Source organism: Streptomyces sp. NPDC048182, assembly GCF_043202555.1.
Taxonomy (GTDB): domain Bacteria; phylum Actinomycetota; class Actinomycetes; order Streptomycetales; family Streptomycetaceae; genus Streptomyces.
In genome coordinates this window covers 113279-130564 of sequence record NZ_JBIDAQ010000010.1, presented here as the reverse complement: position 1 = coordinate 130564, position 17286 = coordinate 113279, and the positions used below count along the sequence as shown (strand labels likewise).

The 17286-nt window shown below is 71.8% G+C and carries 21 protein-coding genes, 1 tRNA gene and 1 riboswitch; of the genes, 14 read left to right on the top strand and 8 right to left on the bottom strand.

The window, feature by feature from the left end; translation table 11 throughout:
* Positions 1-66 precede the first annotated feature (66 nt).
* On the top strand, positions 67-345 hold the full coding sequence (locus ACGFZL_RS20700; RefSeq protein WP_355165394.1) for a MoaD/ThiS family protein: 279 nt from the start codon (positions 67-69) through the stop codon (positions 343-345).
* Between the two features lie 6 nt (positions 346-351).
* A complete protein-coding gene (locus ACGFZL_RS20695; protein ID WP_393693573.1) occupies positions 352-1302 on the top strand; it encodes a PLP-dependent cysteine synthase family protein in 951 nt (316 codons plus the stop codon).
* 54 nt (positions 1303-1356) lie between these two features.
* Here ACGFZL_RS20695 and ACGFZL_RS20690 read toward each other — a convergent pair whose 3' ends face one another.
* On the bottom strand, positions 1357-1803 hold the full coding sequence (locus tag ACGFZL_RS20690; protein WP_393693571.1) for a type II toxin-antitoxin system PemK/MazF family toxin: 447 nt from the start codon (positions 1801-1803) through the stop codon (positions 1357-1359).
* 202 nt (positions 1804-2005) lie between these two features.
* Between ACGFZL_RS20690 and ACGFZL_RS20685 the strand changes: the two genes are divergently transcribed.
* Positions 2006-2758, top strand: a complete 753-nt coding sequence (locus tag ACGFZL_RS20685) for an MBL fold metallo-hydrolase (protein WP_355165400.1) — start codon at positions 2006-2008, stop codon at positions 2756-2758.
* A gap of 56 nt (positions 2759-2814) precedes the next feature.
* Here ACGFZL_RS20685 and ACGFZL_RS20680 read toward each other — a convergent pair whose 3' ends face one another.
* Together ACGFZL_RS20680 and ACGFZL_RS20675 are read right to left on the bottom strand one after the other, a co-directional pair.
* Positions 2815-4077, bottom strand: a complete 1263-nt coding sequence (locus ACGFZL_RS20680; RefSeq protein WP_393693569.1) for a PTS transporter subunit EIIC — start codon at positions 4075-4077, stop codon at positions 2815-2817.
* Between the two features lie 152 nt (positions 4078-4229).
* Positions 4230-5525, bottom strand: coding sequence for a PTS transporter subunit EIIC (locus tag ACGFZL_RS20675; RefSeq protein ID WP_393693567.1), 1296 nt, complete (start codon positions 5523-5525; stop codon positions 4230-4232).
* Positions 5526-5697: 172 nt separating this feature from the next.
* On the opposite strand from ACGFZL_RS20675, the gene ACGFZL_RS20670 reads away from it, so the two are divergent.
* The 4 genes from ACGFZL_RS20670 (at position 5698) to rdgB (ending at position 7973) form a co-directional block, all read left to right on the top strand.
* Positions 5698-5931, top strand: a complete 234-nt coding sequence (locus tag ACGFZL_RS20670) for a glucose PTS transporter subunit EIIB (RefSeq protein WP_061444474.1) — start codon at positions 5698-5700, stop codon at positions 5929-5931.
* 92 nt (positions 5932-6023) lie between these two features.
* Positions 6024-6761 (top strand): ribonuclease PH, encoded by a 738-nt coding sequence (gene rph / locus ACGFZL_RS20665; RefSeq protein WP_393693565.1) that lies wholly within the window; start codon positions 6024-6026, stop codon positions 6759-6761.
* Between the two features lie 176 nt (positions 6762-6937).
* On the top strand, positions 6938-7333 hold the full coding sequence (locus tag ACGFZL_RS20660; protein ID WP_393693563.1) for a hypothetical protein: 396 nt from the start codon (positions 6938-6940) through the stop codon (positions 7331-7333).
* Positions 7334-7370: 37 nt separating this feature from the next.
* The gene (gene rdgB / locus ACGFZL_RS20655) at positions 7371-7973 is read left to right on the top strand and encodes an RdgB/HAM1 family non-canonical purine NTP pyrophosphatase (protein ID WP_393693561.1); all 603 of its coding nucleotides are present in this window, start codon (positions 7371-7373) and stop codon (positions 7971-7973) included.
* Between the two features lie 53 nt (positions 7974-8026).
* Here rdgB and ACGFZL_RS20650 read toward each other — a convergent pair.
* The 4 genes from ACGFZL_RS20650 to bcp form a co-directional block, all read right to left on the bottom strand.
* A tRNA-Leu gene (locus ACGFZL_RS20650) sits at positions 8027-8099 on the bottom strand.
* Between the two features lie 15 nt (positions 8100-8114).
* Positions 8115-8588, bottom strand: a complete 474-nt coding sequence (locus tag ACGFZL_RS20645; RefSeq protein ID WP_393693559.1) for an HNH endonuclease — start codon at positions 8586-8588, stop codon at positions 8115-8117.
* The gene (locus ACGFZL_RS20640; RefSeq protein WP_393693557.1) at positions 8585-9229 is read right to left on the bottom strand and encodes an HNH endonuclease signature motif containing protein; all 645 of its coding nucleotides are present in this window, start codon (positions 9227-9229) and stop codon (positions 8585-8587) included. Before ACGFZL_RS20640 ends, ACGFZL_RS20645 begins: the two co-directional genes overlap by 4 nt.
* Before the next feature lie 129 nt (positions 9230-9358).
* Complete coding sequence (gene bcp / locus ACGFZL_RS20635; RefSeq protein ID WP_393693555.1) at positions 9359-9826, bottom strand: thioredoxin-dependent thiol peroxidase; 468 nt, start codon at positions 9824-9826, stop codon at positions 9359-9361.
* Between the two features lie 93 nt (positions 9827-9919).
* Here bcp and ACGFZL_RS20630 point away from each other — a divergent pair, with 93 nt between their 5' ends.
* The 3 genes from ACGFZL_RS20630 (at position 9920) to ACGFZL_RS20620 (ending at position 11110) form a co-directional block, all read left to right on the top strand.
* Complete coding sequence (locus tag ACGFZL_RS20630) at positions 9920-10249, top strand: DUF3618 domain-containing protein (protein WP_393693553.1); 330 nt, start codon at positions 9920-9922, stop codon at positions 10247-10249.
* Positions 10250-10327: 78 nt separating this feature from the next.
* Positions 10328-10630 (top strand): co-chaperone GroES, encoded by a 303-nt coding sequence (locus tag ACGFZL_RS20625; protein WP_203634995.1) that lies wholly within the window; start codon positions 10328-10330, stop codon positions 10628-10630.
* 58 nt (positions 10631-10688) lie between these two features.
* A riboswitch (guanidine-III (ykkC-III) riboswitch) is annotated at positions 10689-10757 on the top strand.
* A 32-nt stretch (positions 10758-10789) separates the two neighbouring features.
* Positions 10790-11110, top strand: coding sequence for an SMR family transporter (locus tag ACGFZL_RS20620; RefSeq protein ID WP_355165418.1), 321 nt, complete (start codon positions 10790-10792; stop codon positions 11108-11110).
* Positions 11111-11121: 11 nt separating this feature from the next.
* Here ACGFZL_RS20620 and ACGFZL_RS20615 read toward each other — a convergent pair whose 3' ends face one another.
* On the bottom strand, positions 11122-13476 hold the full coding sequence (locus ACGFZL_RS20615) for a transglycosylase domain-containing protein (protein ID WP_393693550.1): 2355 nt from the start codon (positions 13474-13476) through the stop codon (positions 11122-11124).
* A gap of 250 nt (positions 13477-13726) precedes the next feature.
* Between ACGFZL_RS20615 and ACGFZL_RS20610 the strand changes: the two genes are divergently transcribed.
* Genes ACGFZL_RS20610 through ACGFZL_RS20595 form a run of 4 tightly spaced genes read left to right on the top strand, consistent with a single transcriptional unit; the run spans position 13727 to position 17272 of the window.
* Complete coding sequence (locus ACGFZL_RS20610) at positions 13727-14527, top strand: ABC transporter permease (RefSeq protein ID WP_393693548.1); 801 nt, start codon at positions 13727-13729, stop codon at positions 14525-14527.
* Positions 14528-14558: 31 nt separating this feature from the next.
* On the top strand, positions 14559-15380 hold the full coding sequence (locus ACGFZL_RS20605; protein WP_393693761.1) for an ABC transporter permease: 822 nt from the start codon (positions 14559-14561) through the stop codon (positions 15378-15380).
* Positions 15381-15391: 11 nt separating this feature from the next.
* Complete coding sequence (locus ACGFZL_RS20600; protein ID WP_355165422.1) at positions 15392-16369, top strand: ABC transporter ATP-binding protein; 978 nt, start codon at positions 15392-15394, stop codon at positions 16367-16369.
* Between the two features lie 33 nt (positions 16370-16402).
* Complete coding sequence (locus ACGFZL_RS20595; protein WP_393693546.1) at positions 16403-17272, top strand: DUF1707 domain-containing protein; 870 nt, start codon at positions 16403-16405, stop codon at positions 17270-17272.
* The last annotated feature ends 14 nt before the right edge of the window (positions 17273-17286 follow it).

Sequence of the window (17286 nt, the reverse complement as noted above, 5' to 3'; positions counted from 1 at the left end):
GTGCCGCATGCCGCCACGCGCCGCGCCCCCGCACCCCATCACACCTTCCGACAGGAGCCCTGAGCCATGGCCATCGAGGTCCGCATCCCGACCATCCTCCGCCAGTACACCGACGGCCAGAAGGCGGTGGAGGGCACCGGGGACACCCTCGCCGACCTGTTCGCCGACCTCGAGACCCGGCACCAGGGCATCCAGGCCCGCATCGTGGACGGCGAGCAGCTGCGCCGGTTCGTGAACGTCTACCTCAACGACGAGGACGTCCGCTTCCTCGACGGCATCACCACCAAGGTCGCCGACGGCGACAGCGTCACGATCCTGCCGGCCGTGGCCGGCGGCATGGCCTGACCGGCGATGCGGTACGACTCCCCGCTGGCCGCGGTGGGCAACACCCCCCTGGTGCGCCTGCCGCGTCTCTCGCCGTCCGACGAGGTCCGGATCTGGGCCAAGCTGGAGGACCGCAACCCGACCGGCTCGATCAAGGACCGGCCGGCCCTGCACATGGTCGAGCAGGCGGAGAAGGACGGCCGCCTCACCCCCGGCTGCACGATCCTCGAGCCGACCAGCGGCAACACCGGCATCTCGCTGGCCATGGCGGCCAAGCTCAAGGGCTACCGCATCGTGTGCGTGATGCCCGAGAACACCTCGCAGGAACGCCGTGACCTGCTGGCCATGTGGGGCGCGGAGATCATCTCCTCGCCTGCCGCGGGCGGCTCCAACACCGCGGTGCGGGTCGCCAAGGAGCTCTCCGCCGAGCACCCCGACTGGGTGATGCTCTACCAGTACGGCAACCCGGACAACGCCGGCGCCCACTACGCCACCACCGGCCCGGAGATCCTCGCCGACCTGCCCTCGGTCACCCACTTCGTGGCCGGGCTCGGCACCACCGGCACCCTGATGGGCGTCGGCCGCTACCTGCGCGAGCACAAGCCCGACGTGCGCATCGTCGCCGCCGAGCCGCGCTACGACGACGTCGTCTACGGCCTGCGCAACCTCGACGAGGGCTTCGTCCCCGAGCTGTACGACGCCTCGGTGCTCACCACCCGCTTCTCGGTCGGCTCCGCCGACGCGGTCGCCCGCACCCGGGAGCTGCTCCAGCAGGAGGGCATCTTCGCCGGCGTCTCCACCGGCGCCGCGCTGCACGCCGCGATCGGCGTCGGCAAGAAGGCGGTCAAGGCCGGCGAGAGCGCGGACATCGTGTTCGTCGTCGCCGACGGCGGCTGGAAGTACCTCTCCACCGGCGTCTACACGGCCGCCACCACGGAGGCGGCCATCGAGACCCTGCACGGCCAGCTCTGGGCCTGACCCCGCCAGGAGACGCCCCCTAGGGGGCGCTGCTCGGGCTCGGGCTCGGGCTGGTCAGCGGGCCAGGTGGCGGACCTGGTCCCAGAGGCCGGCGTCCAGCACCCCGGCCCGGCGGCGGAAGTCGGTGAGCGGGACGCGGCGCAGTTCGTCGGTCTCCAGGTAGCTCGCGCGGCCCCGGGCGTCGCCCACGGTGCCCGGGGGCAGCGGGATCACCCCGGCGCGGTCCGCCCGGTGCGTGCTGGTGATCTTCGCGACCAGCGCCCGCCGGCCGCGCGCCGAGAGGACCAGGCAGGGCCGGTCCTTCGCGCCGTCGGTGTCCTCGTAGGGCACCTTGGCCCACCAGATCTCGCCCGCCCGCGGCCGTCTGCCCGTCGGCGCGGGGCGCCCCGGTGGCCGCCGCCGGCCGCCCGGACGCGAGCCGCGCCCCCAGCCGTCGACCACCGCGGCGACCAGGGCGAGCAGGACGACCGCCGCGAGCGCGAGCCACCAGGACCTGTCCATACCGAAGACGGTACCGGCGCGCGCCCGCACCGCGCGCCCCCTCGGCGGCCCCGTGCGCCCCACTTCCAGCCGAACCGGTGACACCGCAGGTGAGTTCGCCCACAACGTCCCCTGGCGGAGGAGCGACGCGCGCCCGCGCGCCTTACGCTCGACGCACCGCACGCCCCGTCTCCCCCCATCCGCCAGCGGAGGTCTCCGCCCCATGAAGCTCACCGTCGTCGGCTGCTCGGGGTCGTTCCCGTCCGCGGAATCGGCCTGCTCGAGCTACCTCGTAGAGGCCGACGGCTTCCGGCTGCTCCTCGACATGGGCAACGGCGCCCTGGGCGAGCTGCAGCGCCACTGCGGTCTCTACGACCTCGACGCGATCTTCCTCAGCCACCTGCACGCCGACCACTGCATCGACATGTGCGCCTACTTCGTCGCCCGCTACTACCGGCACGAGGGAGGCCGCTGCGCGCCGCTGCCGGTCTACGGCCCCGAGGGCACCGAGCACCGGCTCACCACCGCCTACGCGGACACGCCCTCCGCGTCCTCGATGAGCGAGGTCTTCGACTTCCACACGGTCAAGCCGTCCACCTTCGAGGTCGGTCCCTTCACCGTGCACACCGAGCGCGTCGCCCACCCCGTGGAGTGCTACGGCGTCCGCGTGGAGCACGGCGGGCGGTCGCTGACGTACTCCGGCGACACGGGCGTCACCCCGGTCCTCGACGAACTCGCCCGGGACACCGACCTGTTCCTGTGCGAGGCGGCCTTCACGCACGGCAAGGAGGACATCCCCGACCTCCACCTCAACGGCCGCGAGGCCGGCGAGACGGCGTCCCGCGCCGGCGCCCGCCGCCTCCTCCTGACCCACATCCCGCCCTGGACGGACCCGCAGATCAACCTCACCGACGCCCGCGCGGCGTACGCCGGGCCGGTGGAGCTGGCGGCGCCGGGGGTGGCGTACCAGGTGTAGTGACACGTGAAGGCCCCGGAACCTCGCGGTGAGGTTCCGGGGCCTTCGTCATGCCGTCACGCCTTGGTCAGGTCCTCGATCTCCTCCTCGGGCTCGCGGCCCGGGGTGGGGAGGTTGAACTTGACGATGGCGAAGCGGAAGACCACGTAGTAGATCACCGCGAAGACGAGGCCGATCGGGATGATCAGCCAGGGCTTGGTGGCGAGGCTCCAGTTCAGCGCGTAGTCGATCGCGCCGGCCGAGAAGTTGAAGCCGTCGTGCACGCCCAGGCCCCAGGTGACGGCCATCGAGGCCGCGGTGAGCACCGCGTGGATCACGTAGAGGATCGGCGCGATGAACATGAACGAGAACTCGATCGGCTCGGTCACACCGGTGACGAACGAGGTCAGGGCCAGCGAGACCATCATGCCGAGGACGGCCTTGCGGCGCTCCGGGCGGGCGGTGTGTGCCATGGCGATGGCGGCGGCCGGCAGGCCGAACATCATGATCGGGAAGAAGCCCGCCTGGAACAGGCCGGCGTTCGGGTCGCCGTGCAGGAAGCGCGGGATGTCGCCCTGCCAGACCTGGCCGGCGGTGTCGGTGAAGTCGCCGAGCTGGAACCAGGCGACGGTGTTCACGAACTGGTGCATGCCGACCGGGATGAGCGCGCGGTTGACGCCGCCGAAGATCGCCGAGCCGCCGGCGCCGAGGCCGGTCATCCACTCGCCGAAGTTCGAGATGCCGTCGCCGATGGGCTCCCAGACCAGGCCGAAGAAGACGCCGAGGACGATGCCGACGAAGGCCATGATGATCGGCACCAGGCGGCGGCCGTTGAAGAAGCCCAGCCAGTCGACGAGCTTCTTGCGGTGGTAGCGCTGCCAGATGACGGCCGAGAGCAGGCCCATGATGATGCCGCCGAGGACACCGGGGTTGTTGAAGGTCGCGGCTATGTCCGCGCCCTTCTGCACCTTGGCCTCGGTGACCGGGAAGGCCTCCAGGACCTTGCTGTAGACGAGGAAGCCGACCACGGCGGCCAGCGCGGTGGAGCCGTCCGCCTTCTTGGCGAAGCCGATGGCCACGCCGATGCAGAACAGCAGCGGCAGCGAGCCGGTCAGGGCGCCGCCCGCGTTGTTGAACACGGCCGCGACCTTGTCCCAGCCCAGGCCGTCCTTGCCGAAGATGTCGTCCTGGCCGAGCCGGACCATGATGCCCGCCGCCGGCAGCACGGCGATCGGGAGCTGGAGGCTCCGGCCGATCTTCTGCAGGCCCTTAAGGAGCCCGGATCCCCGCTTCTTTGCGGGAGCCGCGGGGGCGGCCGCCGTGTCGGTGGCGGTGCTCATACTTCCTCCATCGGTGGTGGTCTACACCACTGAGTGGTGTAGACCTGTTGTAACACGATGAAGGTGGCGTAAGGAACCCACGATTCCGCAACGATGGGATCACGGCCGCAACGGCGTCAAGACCGCAGGTCAGGCCCCCCAGGGCGGTCCCGTCAGGACTTGGTGACGTCCTCCACTTCGTCCTCCGGTTCCCGCCCCGGCGTCTTCAGGTCGAACTTCGTGATCGCGAGGCGGAACACCGCGTAGTACACCGCCGCGAAGCCCAGGCCGATCGGGATGATCAGCCACGGCTTGGTCGCCAGGTTCCAGTTGATGACGTAGTCGATCAGGCCGGCCGAGAAACTGAAGCCGTCCTTCACCCCCAGCGCCCAGGTGAGGGCCATCGAGACGCCGGTCAGCACCGCGTGCATCGCGTACAGCACCGGCGCCACGAAGAGGAAGGAGTACTCCAGCGGCTCGGTGATGCCGGTGACGAAGGAGGTCAGCGCCACCGACAGCATCAGGCCGCCGACCTCCTTGCGGCGGTGCGGCTTCGCGCAGTGCGTGATCGCCAGCGCCGCGGCCGGCAGCGCGAACATCATGATCGGGAAGAAGCCGGTGGTGAACTGCCCCGCGTTCGGGTCGCCGGCCAGGAACATGTTGATGTCGCCGTGCACCACCGTGCCGTCCGGCTTGGTGTAGCTGCCGAACTGGAACCACATCGGCACGTTGAGGAACTGGTGCAGCCCGATCACCAGCAGCGCCCGGTTCGCCAGCCCGAACACGCCCGCGCCCCACGCGCCGATCCCGTTCAGCCAGTCGCTGAAGCTCTCCAGCGCGTCGCCGATCGGCGGCCAGACCCACAGGCACAGCGCCGCGAACACGATGGCGACGAACGCCATGATGATGGGGACGAGCCGGCGGCCGTTGAAGAAGCCCAGCCAGTCCACCAGCTTGGTGCGGTGGAAGCGCCGCCAGAAGTAGGCCGCCGCCAGGCCCATCACGATGCCGCCGAACACCCCCGGGTTCTGGTACGTGAACTGCGTGACCGTCCCCGACCCGTCGGTCAGCTCGCAGCCGACCTGCGGCACCGCCTTCGAGCCGCCGGGGCAGTCCTCCGGGAACTGGCGCAGCACGTTGTAGTAGACGAGGAACCCGGCCACCGCCGCCAGCGCCGTCGACCCGTCCGCCTTCTTCGCCATCCCGATGGCCACGCCCACGCAGAACAGCAGCGGCAGCCCGAGCGCCCCGTCGAGCAGCGCGCCACCCGCGCCGATCATGACCTTCGAGACGTTCGTCCACCCCAGCCCGTCGGCGCCGAAGACGTCCGGCTGGCCGAGACGGTTGAGGATGCCCGCGGCGGGCAGGACGGCGATGGGCAACTGCAAGCTGCGGCCCATCTTCTGCAAGCCCTGGAACAGGCTGTTCATACGGGCACGGGAGGGACTGACCGCGCTGTCGGCACTCATCCGGGCTCCATCCGGCCGGCGGTTTGGCGGCCGTACCCCCGGTGGTGTAGACCAGTTGAGGACGGTTCCGCTGTCGTGACGCCATCATTCGGTACGCACCGCATGACCGCTCGCGAAGATGGGCCAACTGTGGGTTACTGCGACAAAGCGGTTCGGATCAGGGAGAAGGACTATGGCCAGCAAGGCTGAGAAGATCGTCGCCGGGCTCGGCGGCATCGACAACATCGACGAGGTCGAGGGCTGCATCACCCGCCTGCGCACCGAGGTCCACGACGCCTCCAAGGTCGACGAGGCCGCCCTGAAGGCCGCCGGCGCCCACGGCGTCGTCAAGATGGGCACCGCCATCCAGGTCGTCATCGGCACCGACGCCGACCCGATCGCCGCGGAGATCGAAGACATGATGTGAGCCAGGCGCGCTCACGGTGAAGGGGCCCGCCCGGTACGCACCCGACGTGCGCGGGGCGGGCCCCTTCCCCATGGCCCGCTAGGCTCACCCGCATGTCACGCATCGACGGCCGCACCCCCCAGCAGCTCCGCCCGGTCACCATCGAACGGAACTGGAGCAAGCACGCCGAGGGCTCCGTCCTCGTCTCCTTCGGCGACACCAAGGTGCTCTGCACCGCCTCCGTCACCGAGGGCGTCCCCCGCTGGCGCAAGGGCAGCGGCGAGGGCTGGGTCACCGCCGAGTACGCCATGCTGCCCCGGGCCACCAACACCCGCGGCGACCGCGAGTCCGTCAAGGGCCGCATCGGCGGCCGGACCCACGAGATCAGCCGCCTCATCGGCCGCTCCCTGCGTGCCGTCGTCGACTACAAGGCGCTCGGCGAGAACACCGTCGTCCTCGACTGCGACGTCCTCCAGGCCGACGGCGGCACCCGCACCGCCGCCATCACCGGCGCCTACGTCGCCCTCGCCGACGCCGTCGCCTGGGCGCAGGGTCGCAAGCTGATCAAGGCCGGCCGCAAGCCGCTGACCGGCACCGTCTCCGCCGTCTCCGTCGGCATCGTCGGCGGCGTCCCGCTGCTCGACCTGCGCTACGAGGAGGACGTGCGCGCCGAGACCGACATGAACGTCGTCTGCACCGGCGACGGGCGGTTCGTGGAGGTCCAGGGCACCGCCGAGGCCGAGCCCTTCGCCCGCGAGGAGCTGAACGCCCTGCTCGACCTCGCCGCCGGCGGCTGCGCCGAGCTGACGGAGCTGCAGCGCAAGGCGCTCGCCGCCGTCGCGGGGGAGTAGGCGGCCGGGCAAAGGACGCGTCAACAGCGCGTCAACAAAGGCGACATGGGGACGCAACTCCGGGGACCATCACCGCGTCTTGGGCAGTGCGGGCGTACGGACGAGCCGCCGTACCCCGCACCGCCGCACCGCATCCGGGCCGCCCGGCCCCGTCCCCCTGGGGAGGACCGAGATCCATGGCCGCGACCCGACGCCGCAGCGTTCTCGCCACCGCCGTCACCGGTCTCGTGCTGAGCGCCGCCCTCACCACCACCGGCTGCGACGCGGTCGGCAAGGCCCTGGACTGCGTGCAGACCGCCGACTCCATCGCCGACAGCGTCACGGCGCTCCAGCAGGCGGCGGAGAACGCCTCGAACGACCCGGCGGCGCTTGAGAGGTCCCTGGACTCCATAGACCGCGACCTCACCGAGATCGGCGACAGCACCGACGACGTCGACGTCGAGGAGGCCGTGGACCACCTCGGCACCGCCGTCGACAACATCCGCACCGCGGTCCGCGACGGCGACCGCACCCCGGACCTCACCCCGGTCACGAGCGCGGCCGGCGAACTGACGAAGGTCTGCACCCCGTAGCCCGGCGCTCCGGGTACCGGCCTGGATACTGGACCCCATGAGCCGCCTGATCCTCGCCACCCGCAACGCCGGAAAGATCACCGAACTGCGGGCCATCCTCGCCGACGCGGGCCTGCCCCACACCCTCGTCGGCGCGGACGCCTACCCCGACATCCCCGACGTCAAGGAGACCGGCGTCACCTTCGCCGAGAACGCCCTCCTCAAGGCGCACGCCCTCGCCCGGGCCACCGGCCTGCCCGCCGTCGCCGACGACTCCGGCCTCTGCGTCGACGTCATGAACGGCGCGCCCGGCATCTTCTCCGCCCGCTGGGCCGGCCGCCACGGCGACGACCAGGCCAACCTCGACCTCCTCCTCGCCCAGCTCGGCGACATCGCCCCCGGACACCGCGGCGCCCACTTCGCCTGCGCCGCCGCCCTCGCCCTCCCCGACGGCACGGAACGCGTGGTCGAGGGCACCCTCCCCGGCACCCTCCGCACCACCCCCGCCGGCACCGGCGGCTTCGGCTACGACCCGATCCTGGAGCCGTCCGGCGAGACCCGCACCTGCGCGGAACTGACACCGGCCGAGAAGAACGCGATCAGCCACCGCGGCAAGGCGTTCCGGGCGCTGGTGCCGGTGGTGCGGGAGCTGCTGGGCTGAGCCCATGACGGGCCCCGCACCTCCGGTCAGGGGGTGCGGGGCCCGTTCTTTCGTGCGCCCGGTCGGATTCGAACCGACAAACACAGCCACCTAAAGACTGCCGCTCGGCCGTTGGCGTACGGGCGCCCGGCCCTCGCCACTCTACCGGGGAAGAGTATGACCGCGCCGTCCTCCTCGGCACCAGGTGCCGGTGACGGCGTGGCAGTTAGGACACAGCAGCCGCAGGTTCTCCCGTCGGCCGTCGCCCCAGTCGCCGTTCAGGTGGTCCACCTCCAGCGTCATGGGCCTGCCCTGCCATTCCGGACCCGTCCCGCACTCCGCGCACTTCTCGGGTACTCCGACTTCGCGCAGGGCTCGACGCAGCAGGGCGGTCTTGGTGCGCCTCTCGCCGTCATGCCGGACGAGGATGTCGTCGGCTTCTCGGCGAGGGTGCGGGCCTGGTCGCCCGCGCCGGTGGCCCTGGCCGAGGAAGTGCGCGGTCGAGAGGGCTTCAGCGGTGATCTGTCGGCGCAGCGCCGCGCGCCGGGACTGGTTGTCCGGTTGCCCGAGTCGGCGGAGGACTTCGGCAATCGAGACGGATTCGGCCACCGCCACCCGCAGCTCGCCGCTGCTCACGCGCGCACCCGCCCCTTGCCGCGCCCCCGGTACCGATCCGTGGTCGCATGGCAGTTGGGGCACAGGAAGCGCAGGTTGCCGATCCTGTTGTCGCGCCAGTTGCCGTCGATGTGGTCGACCTCCAGCGGGAGTGGCCGTCCCCGCCAGACGCTGTCCGTGCCGCAGAGGGCGCATCGCTCTGGCAACCCGAGAGCCGCCATCGCCCACCGCAGCCGGTCGGCCGGGACGCGGCGGGCGCTACTGGGAGGTTGTTCCACGAGCAGGCCCTCCGGTGTCCGAGGGCGCCAGGGGAGGCCCTTCCGCGTGGGGGACCGGAAGTGCGAGACATCGATGCCATACGCCTTGATGCGGCGACTGATGTGCGTGTGGTGTCCACCGACTACTTCCAGCCCGAGATACCGGAGAACCCCGCACATGTTGGTGGAGGCGGCGACCGCCTCTTGGGGGACCTCTCTCGTCCACTTCACGCCCTCGCGCTGGAAGTGGGACGTGTCCACGCCGAGCCGTTTCATCCGGTCCAGCAGGTACCGGCGTGTAGAGCTCCGCGGGTCCACCCCCATCCGCACCAACGCCTCCGAAAGTGTCCGTGCTCCCCGGGCCGCCTCTTCCAGTCGCTCCCTCGTGTATGCACTGGCCCCCATCGAACCCCTCCGTCCCCGGCCACCTGTTCGTGGCTCGTACGGAGTAACGAGCTGCGGCCCATGCGGTCACGCCCGGCATGCGAAAAGGCCGTACCGGGGGTTCGGTACGGCCTTTCCGGGGGACGGAGGTCAGAGGCCCAGGTCCTTGATGATCTTGGCGACGTGGCCCGTGGCCTTCACGTTGTACAGGGCGCGGTCGACCTTGCCCTGTTCGTCGACGATGATCGTGGAGCGGATGACGCCCGTGACCGTCTTGCCGTAGAGCTTCTTCTCGCCGTACGCGCCGTAGGTCTCCAGGACCTTTTTCTCCGGGTCGGCGAGGAGGGTGACCGAGAGGGACTCCTTGTCGCGGAACTTCGCGAGCTTCTCGGGCTTGTCGGGGGAGATGCCGATCACGTCGTACCCCGAGGCGGCCAGCAGGTCGAGGTTGTCGGTGAAGTCGCACGCCTGCTTGGTGCAGCCGGGGGTAAGGGCAGCGGGGTAGAAGTAGACGATGACCTTGCGGCCCGTGTGGTCGGACAGGGACACCTCGTGGCCGTCGGCGTCCGGGAGGCTGAAGGCGGGGGCCACGTCCCCGGTCTGGAGTCGCTCGCTCATCGAAACAGCGTAACCGGGGGTCCTGACAGTGCGGCGCGGGCCGGAGCTGACAGACTGTCCGGGACAGCGTCAGCAGACTTCGGAGGGCGTACGGTGGCGGACACGTCGGACAGCAGGACCCCGGCGCAGATCGAGGCGGACATCAGGCGTCGCCGCGAGGTGCTGGCCGAGACCCTCGACGAGCTGGGGATGCGGGTGCACCCCAAGACGATCGTCGGCGACGCGAAGGCGAAGGTCGCCTCCAGCGTCGACCACACGGTCGGGCGGGCCTACGTCCAGGTCAACCGGGTGGTCGGACAGGTGAAGGCGCAGTTCACGGACGAGAAGGGCGCGCCCAGGCTGGAGCGGGTCGTGCCCGTGGCGGTGGCCGTCGTCGCCGTCGTGGGGCTGCTCGCCCTCGGCACCCGGCGGCGCGGCGACTGAGGCCGGGCGGGTAGGTTTTCGGGCGTGAGCGCCAAGAAGAGCCAGCCAGGCACCCAGGACGACAAGCTGCCCATCCGGATGCTGCACGACCGCGTGCTCGTGCGGCAGGACACCAGCGAGGGCGAGCGGCGTTCGGGTGGCGGCATCCTCATCCCCGCCACCGCGGCGGTGGGCCGGCGCCTGGCCTGGGCCGAGGTCGTCGCGGTCGGGCAGAACGTGCGGACCGTGGAGCCCGGCGACCGGGTGCTGTACGACCCGGAGGACCGCGCGGAGGTCGAGGTGCGCGGGACCGCGTACGTGCTGATGCGCGAGCGCGACCTGCACGCCGTGGCCGCGGACCGGTTCGAGGGGTCGGAGGACTCCACCGGCCTGTATCTGTAGAACGACCCGTGGAACACCCCGGGAAGGGGCCGGTGATCGACGTCACCGGCCCCTTCCCGCGTTCCTTGCTACCGTGGAAGGACCCCGACGAGACGCGCCGTACCGGGTCAGGCAAAGACGACGCACCACCGTTCAGTTCCGTACACGGAGGTGCCTGTCATGGCGTGGGTTCTGCTCGTCGTCGCCGGTCTGCTGGAGGTCGGCTGGTCCATCGGGATGAAGTACACCGACGGCTTCACCCGGCTCGTGCCCAGCCTGCTCACCGGCGCCGGGATCGTCGCCAGCATGGCGCTGCTGTCCTACGCCGCCCGTTCGCTGCCGATCGGCACCGCCTACGGCGTGTGGGTGGGCATCGGGGCGGCCGGTGCGGCGGTGCTCGGCATGGTGGTGCTGGGGGAGCCGGTGACCGCCGCCCGGATCTTCTTCATCTGCCTGCTGCTGGTCGCCGTGGTGGGGCTCAAGGCGACCAGCGGTCACTAGGCCAGAAGGTCCTATGGCCGGCGGGGTGTCGCCGTGAGGCCGCCGAGGGCGCCGCCGGGGCCGGGGCCGCCGCCGGCACCGCCGTCGTCGTCACCGCCGGTGCCCCCGTCGTCCGAGCCGCCCCCGCCGTCGTCCCCGCCCGTGGGGCCCGGTTCGGTGGTGGCGCCGCCGGTGGCGGGGCCGGTCGGCGGGGTGCCGCCGTCGTCGCCGCCGGGCTCGGTGGGGCTGGTGCCGCCGTCCTGGCCGGGGGTGCCCGAGCCGGAGGGGTCCGGGGTGGCGCTGCTGTCGTCGGTGGCGCCGTCGGAGGGCTCGCCGGTGCCGGGCTCGTCGGAGGACTGGTCGGCCGGGGCCTCGGAGACGTCGGCGCCGGGCTGGAGTTGGAGGTCGAAGTCGCGCACCGGCCGGCCCTTGAGGGCGTCGCGGGTGAACTGCGCCCAGATCTCCGCGGGCGCGCCGCCGCCGTTGATCCGGTCCAGGCCCATCGCGTTGTACAGCGGCACGTGCTTGGCCGTCTTGGGGTCCTGGCCCATGACGGCGACGACGGTGGCGAGGTCGGGGGTGTAGCCGGCGAACCAGGCGGCCCGGTCCTCCTCGGCGGTGCCGGTCTTGCCCGCCGCGGGCCGGCCGGCGGCCTGCGCGGCGGTGGCGGTGCCGTTCTCCACGACGCCCCGCAGCACGGAGGTGGTGGTGTCGGCGGCCTCGCGGCTGACGGCCTGCGACTCGCGCCGCTCGGGCAGTTCGACGGTGTCCTTGCCGCCCTTGGTGACCCGGTCGACCAGCGTGTACGTGGCGCGCCGGCCGTGGTTGGCGAGGGTGGCGTACGCCTCGGCCATGTCCAGCGGGCTGGCCTGGGCGACGCCGAGGGCGATGGAGGGCGAGGCGATCAGCTCGGGGGTCGCGGAGGACAGGCCGAGGTCGACGGCGGTGTCCTTGACCTTGTCGGAGCCGACGTCCACGGCCATCTGGGCGTAGACGGCGTTGACGGACTTGTCGGTGGCCTCGCGGACGGTGATGGGGCCGTAGCTGCGGTGGTCCTCGTTCTCCGGGGCGTAGTCGCCGCCGCTCCAGCCGCGCACGGGGCGCTCGCTGGTGCCGTCGTAGATCGTGCTCGGCCTGATGGTGCGGCCGTCCTGCGTCTCGGAGTGGTGCTGGACGGCGGCGGCGAGGACGAAGGGCTTGAAGGAGGAGCCGACCTGGAAGTCCCGGCGGGTGGCGTTGGGGGTGTACTGCTTGACGTAGTCGATGCCGTTGTACATCGCGAGGACCTTGCCGGTCTTCGGGTCGACGGCGGCGCCGCCGGCCCGGACGCTGCGGTCGACCGGGTTGTTCTCCTTGTCGAGCTTGGACATCAGCTGGTCGTCGACGGCCTTGACGAAGGCGTCCTGCTTGCCCTTCTGGAGGGTGGTGGTGATGCGGTAGCCGCCGCGGCCCAGCTCCTCCTCGTCCACGATCTTGTTCTTGACCAGGTAGTCCCGGACGATGTTGACGACGTAGCCGCGCTGCCCCGACATGCCGGTGGAGACGGTGGACGCCTTGACCTTCGGGAACTTCAGCCCGGCCCGCTCGCCGGCGTCCAGCCAGCCCTTCTTGACCATGCCGTCCAGCGTGTAGTTCCAGCGGGCCTCGGCGGCCGGCCGGTTCTCCGGGTGGGCGACGACGTCGTACTGGCTGGGCGCGTTCAGCAGGGAGGCGAGGTACGCGGCGCGGGCCGGGTCGAGGCCGGCGGCGTCGACGCCGAAGTACGCCTGGGACGCGGCCTGGATGCCGTAGGCGCCGCGGCCGAAGAAGCTGGTGTTGAGGTAGCCCTCGAGGATCTCGCTCTTGCTCTTCTCCCGGTCCAGCTTGATCGAGATGAAGAACTCCTTCACCTTGCGGGTGACGGTCTGCTCCTGGGCGAGGTAGTAGTTCTTCACGTACTGCTGCGTGATCGTGGAGCCGGACTGCTTGCCCTTGCCGGTGGCGGTGTTCCAGCCGGCCCGGATCATGGCCATCGGGTCGACGGCGGACTCGGTGTAGAAGTCGCGGTCCTCGGCGGCGAGCACCGCGTGCTGGCCGTCCTTGGAGATGCGGCTGAGGTCGACGTTCTCCCGGTTGACCTCGCCGTCGCGGGCGAGCACGGTGCCGTCGGCCCACAGGTAGACGTTGCTCTGCTTGGTGGCGAGCGCGTTGGCGGAGGTCGGGATCTGCACCAGCGAGTAGCCGAGGAAGAAGCCGCCGACCACGAGGAGGACCACGACGACGACGGTGCCGAGCACCATGCGCCAGGTCGGGATCAGCCGACGCCAGCCGGTCCGCTTGGGCCGCTTGGCCTTCTGCGGGGTGGACTGGTCCGGCTGCTGCGACTGCGGCTGCGGCTCGTCGGTCATCTCGTGCACGAACTCCTGTTTCGCGTCGTACGGTCTGCTCCCGTACGGCCTTGTGCGCCTCTGCGCCCTCTGATGAAGACTCTCGCACCGCCTGTTCCGTTCCCGCTCGACGGCACACGCGTCGGATCGGGCGACGCCGGGGGTGCGCGTCGGCGGGAAAACCCGTGGCACGGCGGGCGGGCGCCGCACTAGGCTCCTGCGCTTCGGTGTCCGGACGGTTCCGGGCGGTGGGTCCAGGCGGGAGGCGGGCGTGGGTTCAGGGCGGTTGTACGCGGCCGTCGCGGCGGGGGGAGTACGACGGTACGCGACCTATCGCGCGGCCACCGCGGCAGGGGTGTTCACCAACACGGTCTTCGGGCTGATCCTCGTCTACACCTACCTGGCCCTGTGGGACGAGCGCCCGCACCTCGGCGGCTACGACCAGGGACAGGCCGTCACCTACGTGTGGCTGGGGCAGGCGCTGCTGTCGACGATGGCGATCGGCGGCGGGGGCGTGGAGAACGACGTGATCGAGCGCATCCGTACGGGTGACATCGCCGTCGACCTGTACCGGCCGGCCGACCTCCAGCTGTGGTGGCTGGCGGCGGACCTGGGGCGGGCGCTGTTCCAGCTGGTGGGACGGGGCCTGGTGCCGTTCGCGTTCGGGGCGCTGTGCTTCCCGGTGTCGCTGCCGGCCGAGGCGGGGGTGTGGGCGGCGTTCCTGGCGGCGGTGGTGCTGGGGATGCTGGTGAGCTTCGCGCTGCGCTATCTGGTGGCGCTCTCCGCCTTCTGGCTCCTGGACGGGATGGGGGCGACGCAGCTGATGTGGCTGGCGGGCACCTTCTGCTCGGGCATGCTGCTGCCGCTGAACGTCTTCCCGGGCGCCCTCGGCGAGGTCGTGCGCGCCCTGCCCTGGTCCTGTCTGCTCCAGGCCCCGGCGGACGTGCTGCTCGGCGAGGCCGAGCCCTGGGGCGTCTTCGCCTTCCAGGCGGTCTGGGCCGCCCTGCTGCTGGCGGCGGGCCGGCTGCTGCAGGCGGCGGCGACCCGGCGGGTGGTGGTGCAGGGTGGCTGACCCGTCCGACCTCCGGGGCGAGGTGCCGGTCATGTCGCGGGCGCGGCTGGTCGGCGAGGGGCTGCGGGCCTACCGGCTGGTGGCCGGGATGTGGATCCGCTCCACCATGGCCTACCGGACGTCCTTCGCGCTGACCGTGCTCGGGAACTTCGCCGTGACCGCGCTGGACTTCCTGGCGATCGTCCTCATGTTCTCCCGGGTCGACGTCCTCGGCGGCTACGGCCTCGCCGAGATCGCCTTCCTGTACGGGCTGTCCGCGGTCTCCTTCGGCCTGACCGACCTCGCCATCGGCTCGATGGACCGGTTGGGGCGCCGGGTGCGGGACGGGACGCTCGACACCCTGCTGGTGCGCCCCGCGCCGGTCCTCGCCCAGGTGGCGGCCGACCGCTTCGGTCTGCGCCGGCTCGGCCGGGTGGTGCAGGGCGCGCTGGTGCTGGGCTGGGCGGTCGGCGCGGCCGGCGTCGACTGGACGCCGGCGAAGGTGCTGATGATGCCGGTGTTCGTGCTCAGCGGCGCCGGGATCTTCGGGGCGGTGTTCCTCGCGGCGGCGGCGTTCCAGTTCGTGGCGCAGGACGCCTCGGAGGCGGCCAACGCCTTCACCTACGGCGGCACGACGCTGCTCCAGTACCCGCCGACGGTGTTCGCGGTGGAGCTGGTGCGCGGGGTGACCTTCGTGGTGCCGCTGGCCTTCGTCAACTGGCTGCCGGCGAGCTGGGTGCTCGGGCGGCCGTATCCGCTGGACCTGCCCGGCTGGGTGGCCTTCACCCCGCCCCTGGTGGCGGTGGCCGCCTGCGTGCCGGCCGGGCTCGCCTGGCGGGCGGGACTGCGTTCGTACCGGAGCACGGGAAGCTGAGGGGAGAGACGGTGACAGGGGCAGCGGAGGACTTCATCGCGCTCGACGGCGTCGAGAAGGTCTTCGAGGTGCGCAGGCGGACCGGTTTCCTGAAGCGGGAGCGGCGCGAGGTGCGGGCCGTGGACGGGCTGACCTTCCGCGTGGCGCGCGGCGAGATGGTCGGCTACATCGGTCCCAACGGCGCCGGCAAGTCCACCACGATCAAGATGCTCACCGGCATCCTCACGCCCAGCGGCGGCCGGCTGCGGGTGGCCGGCATCGACCCGTCGCGGGAGCGGACCCGGCTCGCGCACCGCATCGGGGTGGTGTTCGGGCAGCGCACCACCCTGTGGTGGGACCTGCCGCTGATCGACTCCTACCGCCTCGCGCACCGCATGTACCGCATCCCCGACGCCCGCTACCGCGAGAACCTGGCGCGCTGTGTGGAGCTGCTCCAGCTCGGGGCGCTGCTCGACGTGCCGGTGCGCCAGCTGTCGCTGGGCCAGCGGATGCGCGGCGACCTCGCGGCGGCGCTGCTGCACGATCCGGACGTGCTCTACCTGGACGAGCCGACCATCGGCCTGGACGTGGTCTCCAAGGCGAAGGTGCGCGCCTTCCTGAAGGAGCTGAACGCCGAGCGCGGCACCACGGTGCTGCTGACCACCCACGACCTCCAGGACATCGAGCAGCTCTGCTCCCGGGTGATGGTCATCGACCACGGCCGCCTCATGTACGACGGCCCGCTGGCCGGCCTGCACGAGGCGGGGGAGAGCGAGCGGACCCTGGTCGTCGACCTGGAGCGGGAGCTGCCGCCGATCGAGGCGCCGGCGCCGGCCCGGGTGGTGCGGGTGGAGGGGCCCCGGCAGTGGCTGGCGTTCCCGGCCTCGGCGTCGGCGGCCGGTCTGGTGGCGCGGATCGCCGAGGAGTACCCGCTGGTCGACCTCTCGGTGCGGGAGCCGGACATCGAGGCCGTGATCGCCAAGATCTACGCGGAGCGCGCGAGCACGTAGTGCCCGGCGCGTCCGCCTCGTAGGCTGCTGTCCATGACCGACGACGCAGCCGGGCTCCGCGCCTCCGACGCCGACCGCGAGCGGGTCGCCGAGATCCTGCGGGACGCCCTCGCCGAAGGGCGCCTGGACATGGCCGAGTTCGAGGAGCGGCTGGAGGCCACCTACGCCGCCCGGACCTACGGCGAGCTGGCGCCCATCACCCGGGACCTGCCGGGCGGTGCGGCACCCGTGGCGCCCGGGGTGCCGGCGGTGTCGCTGAGCAAGGACCCGGCGGCGGGCGGTGCCTGGGCGGGGCGGATCACCGGCGGCGAGGGCTCCTCGTCGTGGGCGGTCGCCGTGATGTCCGGCTTCCAGCGCAAGGGCCGCTGGCGGGTGCCGCAGCGGTTCACCGCGGTCGCCTTCTGGGGCGGCGGGGACATCGACCTGCGCGAGGCGGACTTCGCGGAGCGCGAGGTCGTCCTCAACTGCGTCGCGATCATGGGCGGGGTGAACGTGATCGTGCCGCCCGGCGTCGAGGTGGTGGTGCGCGGCATCGGCGTCATGGGGGGCTTCGACCACCGCGAGGAGGGCGTGCCGGGCGAGCCGGGCGCCCCGCGGGTGATCGTGACGGGCTTCGCCTTCTGGGGCGGGGTCGACGTGCGGCGCAAGCTGACCCGCGCGGAGCGGCAGCGGCTGAAGGAGGAGCGGCGGCTGGAGAAGCAGGACCGGGGTGCGGGCCGGCGCGAGCTGCCCGAGGACCGCTCCCACCGCGGGTTGCTGGAGGGCCACCGCGACCTGCTCGGCGGTCACCGTGACGGCCTGCGCGAGGAGCGGCGGGAGCGCCGGGAGCTGCGCCGCGACGACCGCGAGCGCCGCCGGTACGACCGCTACGACCGGTACGGCCGCTACGACGACGAGGACTGAGCCGGCGCCGCCCC

Bases quoted from the DNA above. Each gene is read 5' to 3' on its own strand.
- rph (WP_393693565.1), top strand. From the start codon at position 6,024: ATGTCACGCATCGACGGCCGCACCCCCCAGCAGCTCCGCCCGGTCACC.
- ACGFZL_RS20660 (WP_393693563.1), top strand. From the start codon at position 6,938: ATGGCCGCGACCCGACGCCGCAGCGTTCTCGCCACCGCCGTCACCGGT.
- ACGFZL_RS20605 (WP_393693761.1), top strand. From the start codon at position 14,559: ATGTCGCGGGCGCGGCTGGTCGGCGAGGGGCTGCGGGCCTACCGGCTG.
- ACGFZL_RS20680 (WP_393693569.1), bottom strand. From the start codon at position 4,077: ATGAGCACCGCCACCGACACGGCGGCCGCCCCCGCGGCTCCCGCAAAG.
- ACGFZL_RS20670 (WP_061444474.1), top strand. From the start codon at position 5,698: ATGGCCAGCAAGGCTGAGAAGATCGTCGCCGGGCTCGGCGGCATCGAC.
- ACGFZL_RS20615 (WP_393693550.1), bottom strand. From the start codon at position 13,476: ATGACCGACGAGCCGCAGCCGCAGTCGCAGCAGCCGGACCAGTCCACC.
- ACGFZL_RS20685 (WP_355165400.1), top strand. From the start codon at position 2,006: ATGAAGCTCACCGTCGTCGGCTGCTCGGGGTCGTTCCCGTCCGCGGAA.
- ACGFZL_RS20620 (WP_355165418.1), top strand. From the start codon at position 10,790: ATGGCGTGGGTTCTGCTCGTCGTCGCCGGTCTGCTGGAGGTCGGCTGG.
- ACGFZL_RS20695 (WP_393693573.1), top strand. From the start codon at position 352: ATGCGGTACGACTCCCCGCTGGCCGCGGTGGGCAACACCCCCCTGGTG.
- ACGFZL_RS20625 (WP_203634995.1), top strand. From the start codon at position 10,328: ATGCTGCACGACCGCGTGCTCGTGCGGCAGGACACCAGCGAGGGCGAG.
- ACGFZL_RS20700 (WP_355165394.1), top strand. From the start codon at position 67: ATGGCCATCGAGGTCCGCATCCCGACCATCCTCCGCCAGTACACCGAC.
- ACGFZL_RS20640 (WP_393693557.1), bottom strand. From the start codon at position 9,229: ATGGGGGCCAGTGCATACACGAGGGAGCGACTGGAAGAGGCGGCCCGG.
- ACGFZL_RS20690 (WP_393693571.1), bottom strand. From the start codon at position 1,803: ATGGACAGGTCCTGGTGGCTCGCGCTCGCGGCGGTCGTCCTGCTCGCC.
- bcp (WP_393693555.1), bottom strand. From the start codon at position 9,826: ATGAGCGAGCGACTCCAGACCGGGGACGTGGCCCCCGCCTTCAGCCTC.
- ACGFZL_RS20595 (WP_393693546.1), top strand. From the start codon at position 16,403: ATGACCGACGACGCAGCCGGGCTCCGCGCCTCCGACGCCGACCGCGAG.
- ACGFZL_RS20675 (WP_393693567.1), bottom strand. From the start codon at position 5,525: ATGAGTGCCGACAGCGCGGTCAGTCCCTCCCGTGCCCGTATGAACAGC.
- rdgB (WP_393693561.1), top strand. From the start codon at position 7,371: ATGAGCCGCCTGATCCTCGCCACCCGCAACGCCGGAAAGATCACCGAA.